Source organism: Streptomyces palmae (assembly GCF_004684805.1).
Taxonomy (GTDB): domain Bacteria; phylum Actinomycetota; class Actinomycetes; order Streptomycetales; family Streptomycetaceae; genus Streptomyces; species Streptomyces palmae.
Window position 1 is genome coordinate 1 of sequence record NZ_SRID01000471.1, and the last position, 4,588, is coordinate 4,588.

Annotated in this window: 5 protein-coding genes; 2 read left to right on the forward strand and 3 right to left on the reverse strand. The window is 74.0% G+C overall.

Annotated elements, in window-relative coordinates:
- Positions 1-304: 304 nt before the first annotated feature.
- Positions 305-826, reverse strand: a complete 522-nt coding sequence (locus E4099_RS29360; RefSeq protein ID WP_135342152.1) for a tRNA adenosine deaminase-associated protein — start codon at positions 824-826, stop codon at positions 305-307.
- A 519-nt stretch (positions 827-1,345) separates the two neighbouring features.
- Between E4099_RS29360 and upp the strand changes: the two genes are divergently transcribed.
- On the forward strand, positions 1,346-1,981 hold the full coding sequence (gene upp, locus E4099_RS29370; protein ID WP_135342149.1) for a uracil phosphoribosyltransferase: 636 nt from the start codon (positions 1,346-1,348) through the stop codon (positions 1,979-1,981).
- 194 nt (positions 1,982-2,175) lie between these two features.
- Here the strand turns inward: upp and E4099_RS29375 are convergent, their stop codons facing one another.
- Positions 2,176-2,832: a LytR C-terminal domain-containing protein gene (locus E4099_RS29375; protein ID WP_135342150.1), complete on the reverse strand. Its 657-nt coding sequence runs from the start codon at positions 2,830-2,832 to the stop codon at positions 2,176-2,178.
- Positions 2,833-2,956: 124 nt separating this feature from the next.
- The gene (locus tag E4099_RS29380; RefSeq protein ID WP_004943146.1) at positions 2,957-3,253 is read right to left on the reverse strand and encodes a type II toxin-antitoxin system VapB family antitoxin; all 297 of its coding nucleotides are present in this window, start codon (positions 3,251-3,253) and stop codon (positions 2,957-2,959) included.
- 87 nt (positions 3,254-3,340) lie between these two features.
- Between E4099_RS29380 and E4099_RS29385 the strand changes: the two genes are divergently transcribed.
- The gene (locus E4099_RS29385; RefSeq protein WP_135342151.1) at positions 3,341-4,576 is read left to right on the forward strand and encodes a helicase HerA-like domain-containing protein; all 1,236 of its coding nucleotides are present in this window, start codon (positions 3,341-3,343) and stop codon (positions 4,574-4,576) included.
- The last annotated feature ends 12 nt before the right edge of the window (positions 4,577-4,588 follow it).

The following is a 4,588-nucleotide window of genomic DNA, read 5'->3' on the forward strand; positions in this document are numbered from 1 at the left end:
GTGGGCGGCCGGGGCCGGGTCCGGCCGCGGGACGGCGTCCCGTCCCGCGGTGCCGAAGGGGCGCCGGGGGCGGCAAGCCGGAGACCCGGGCCGGCCGGGGACGGCCCCCCGGGGTGCCCGGTGGGGCCCGGGACGGTAGGCACCGGGGGACCCGGCAGGGCCGCGGGACGGCACCCCCCGGGGCACCTGGTGGGGCCGCGCGCGGGACGGCAAGGGCCGGGGCACCCGGCAGGGCCGAGGACCGGCAGGCGCCCGGGGCATCCGCTGGGGCCGAGGGCAGGTGCGGCGGCCGCCCCCGGCCGGGTCAGCGCACCGCCTCCAGGACGTCCGTACAGCCCAGCGCGTCGGCGATGGCGCCGAGCGCGTCGGTGTCCAGGGACAGCAGCTCCTTCTCGTCCACTCCGAAGTCGGCCAGCAGGGCCAGGTCGCCCAGCGGCCCGTTCGGCACCACCTCGGCATCCACCTCCGAGTCGTCCTCGGCCTCCGGCTCACCGTCCTCCGTGCCGTCGAGGTCCAGGCGGTCCAGTTCGTCGTCGGCGTCCTGGTCCTGACCGAGCAGCTCGTCGGTGAGCATGGCGCCGTAGGAGCTGCGGGCGGCCACGGCGGCGTTGGAGACGTAGATGCGCGGATCCTCCTCGCCGTCCAGGCGGACCACGCCGAACCACGCGTCCTCCTGTTCGATCAGTGCCAGCACCGTGCCGTCGTCGTCCACCGCGGCCTCACGGGCCAGATCGGCCAGGTCCGTCAGGGTTTCCACGTTGTCGAGCTCTGTGTCGCTCGCTTGCCACCCGTCTTCGGTGCGCGCGAGCAGTGCGGCGAAGTACACCGTGACTCTCCCACTGGTCATAGGCGTGCCGGGGCGGACGGGGAGGAGCCCCGTCCATTCGGAATCGTGGCAGAAACATCGCCGAAGCGAGAGGTCTTCCGCGCTGCGTCGTGGAGCAGACCCGCGAGATGACGCTCACTACCACCGGAACGTCCGCATGCGCAGGGTCCGACGCGCCCGCGCGCCACCGGCGCGCCGTGGCCGTACCCGCTCCGGCGGCGCCTCCCCCTCGCCCGACTCGCGCGGGAACACCGCCCGCCGCCTGCGGCGTTCCGCGTCCGGGCGCGCCGCACCGGCCTCGTCGGTCCCGTCCCGCGCCTCCGCGGCCGCCCACCACCCGTCCCGGCGACGCTGCCTGGGGGATCGGGGGAGGCAGTCGGGCCGGTCCCGGTCCCCGGCGCCCCGCACGACCTTTGGACCGCTTTCCCCCGCACTGGTGGTGCGATGCCACCGGAGAGGTGAACGGTGCGGAGGGTGGGGCTGGGTACTGGCGTCCGAAACTCGGTTAATGTCGTTGTCATGCGGATCCATGTCGTCGACCACCCGCTGGTGGCCCACAAACTCACCACGCTGCGCGACAAGCGCACCGATTCCCCCACCTTCCGGCGGCTCGCCGACGAGTTGGTCACCCTCCTCGCGTACGAGGCGACCCGCGATGTGCGCATCGAGCAGGTCGACATCGAGACCCCGGTGACGGCGACCACCGGAGTCCGGCTCTCGCACCCGCGCCCCCTGGTGGTGCCGATCCTGCGCGCCGGCCTCGGCATGCTCGACGGCATGGTGCGGCTGCTGCCCACCGCGGAGGTGGGCTTCCTGGGCATGATCCGGGATGAGGAGACGCTCCAGGCATCCACCTACGCGACCCGGATGCCCGATGACCTCTCCGGCCGCCAGGTGTACGTGCTCGACCCGATGCTGGCCACCGGCGGCACCCTGGTCGCGGCGATCAAGGAACTGATCTCCCGCGGCGCCGACGACGTGACCGCGCTGTGCCTGCTGGCGGCCCCGGAGGGCGTCGAGGTGATGGAGCGGGAGCTGGCCGGCACGCCGGTGACCGTGGTGACCGCCTCGGTGGACGAGCGGCTGAACGAGCAGGGCTACATCGTCCCCGGCCTCGGTGACGCCGGCGACCGGATGTACGGCGCGGCGGGCTGAGCCGGACGCCGACCCGCCCCGAACCGATCGCCCCGCCGCGCGAGACGCGCGGCGGGGCGATGTCGTTCCTCCGGGCGCCGACCGAGGCATCCGGGGCGGCCGCGGCGTCCGGGGCGGCCGGCGGTGCCTCGGGTCGGGTGCCCTGGGTGAGGCGGCCGGCGGTGCCTCGGGCCGGGCCCGATGGGACGGGGCGGTCAGTCGCCCGGGCGGGAGCAGCCGGCGGTGCCGCGGGCCGGAGCCGGGTGGGCCAGGGCGGTCAGCGCGCGGTCCGCGTCCCGCTGCCCGGACAGATCGGTGAACCGGTCGCCGAGGATGAGGTCCACGTCCTTGCCCGACCGCGCGTCATGCTGGGTGCGCGTGCCGGCCAGTTGGGTGCCCAGCACCTCGAACGCCCCCTGGGAGGCCGAGGGAGCGCCCAGCAGCAGGCCGGGCTCCTTGACCTTCTTGTCGTACGCGGCCGGGGCGTTGCCCACCTTGCCGATCCGGAAGCCGCGCTTCTTCAGCACGTCCGCGGTGTCCTTGGCGAGCCCGGAGCGCTTGGTCGCGTTGTAGACGTTGACGGTGATCTGACCGGGCTTGGGCAGGGCCTTGGCCCGTGCGGCGGAGGTGTGGGCGGCGGGAGCCTTCCGGCAGTGCGAGGCGTCTCGCCCGGCGGCCTGGGCCGTGTCGCTGCCACCGGTGAACACATCGATGAGCTGCACGGTGCCCCAGCCGACCAGCCCGAGAGACAGCGCCGCGCCGACACCGGCGAGCACCAGGCGGCGCCGACCCCGGGGCCGGCGCATCCGGGGATAGCGATTGCCCGTGATGCGGTACTTTCCGCCCATTCCAGGAGGCGTGAGCATGCTCATGAGCGCAGCGTAATCCTGTCGTCAGCTCATGCCTACTAAATGATCAACTGTTCGGGTGTGAGTAACCCGAACGAGCCACAAATCGGCCCGCCGACTGAGCGGATCGGCCCACCGGTCGGGTGGCTCAGTCCAGCTCCAGCACGCGCGCGTGCAGCACCTGCCGCTGCTGCAGTGCCGCCCGAACCGCCCGGTGCAGCCCGTCCTCCAGATAGAGGTCGCCCTGCCACTTCACCACATGGGCGAACAGGTCCCCGTAGAACGTCGAGTCCTCCGCGAGCAGCGTCTCCAGATCGAGCTGCTGCTTGGTGGTGACGAGCTGGTCAAGACGTACCGGGCGTGGGGCAACATCCGCCCACTGGCGGGTGCTTTCCCGGCCGTGGTCGGGGTACGGCCGCCCGTTTCCGATGCGCTTGAAGATCACACGGAAAGCCTACCGGTCAAGAGGGTTCCGGCGCAGCCAAGGCGGGGGAGTGCGAAGGTGGCAAACAGCGCATACCAGGAGAGACGCATGAACCAGAGTCCGCCTCCCGCCACCACCGGGCCCGCGGGAACCGCCTCTGACGGCCCGACGGCGGCCCTCGTGGCGGGCTACGCCGGCAGCGGACCGGCCCTGGACCTCGGCGCGCTGCTCTGGAAGGGCGCCTGCCTGCCCGACGTGCCCGTCAGGGTTCCGCTGCCCCTGCTGACCTGGCACGGCCTGATCACCGGCGCCGGGACCGATCGGACCAGAACGCTCCGGCTGATCGCGGAACGACTCTCGGCGCACGGCGTCCCGGTCCTGCTCACCGACCTCACCGGTGCCCTGAACGGCCTCGCCGACCCCGGAGAGGGCAGCGAACACCTGGAGCGGCGCGCCGCCGAACTCGGCGAGGAGTGGACCGCGCTCGGCTACCCCCTCCAGCGGTACGCCCCTGGCGGGGGTGGCACGGACGCGGGCCGGCCGTCGGACCCCGCCCTGGTCGCGGCGCTGAACTTGCTGGCTGCGATGGAGCGGGAGGGCGCGAGCGCGCTCTTCGGTACGTCGTCGGGGCCTGGTGAGTCGGCGGGGTCCGGTGCGTCGGGCGATTCCGCTGGGTCAGCGGGCTTGGGCGCGTTGGCCGATTCCGATGTGTCGGCGGCCACTGGCGCCTCCGCGGGTTCCGGCGCGAACGCGGGGTCCGACACATCGGCGGGGCCCGCCGCCTCCGCGCTCTTCGGCGCATCCGCCTTCGACGCCGACCGGTTCGTACGCACCGCCGCGGACGGGCGCGGGCTGGTCTCCGTACTGGACCTGTCCGCGCTTCGAGAGCAGCCGCGGCAGTGCGCCGCCCTCAGCGTGTGGCTGTCGGCCGGCCTCTGCCGGGCACTGCCGGAGGTGGGGAAGGTGCCGAAGCCCGCGCTGGTGTGCTGCCTCGACGAGGCGGGCCTGCTCTTCGGGAGCGGCTCACCGGGGCTGCGTGAGGCGGTCGCCCAGGCCCTGCGGCTGCTCGGCTCCCGCGGGGTCGGCGTGTTCCTGGCGGCCGGCTCCCCCGAGGAGATCCCGGCGGAGGTGCGCGAGCGGCTCGCCCACCGGGTGCGCCTCACGCCGGGCCCGGGGGAGGCCGTGGTCAGCGTGCTGGACGTGCGGGGCGAGCGCCTCCCGGAGGCCGCGGTACGGCTCCGCGTACCCCAGTCGCTGATGAGCCCCGCCGAGGGGGCCGAGTTGGACCGGGCGATCGGCGCCGCCCGCCCGCCCTCCGGTGCCGGGGGCCGTTCGGGGAGCTGAACGGGTGGGTGT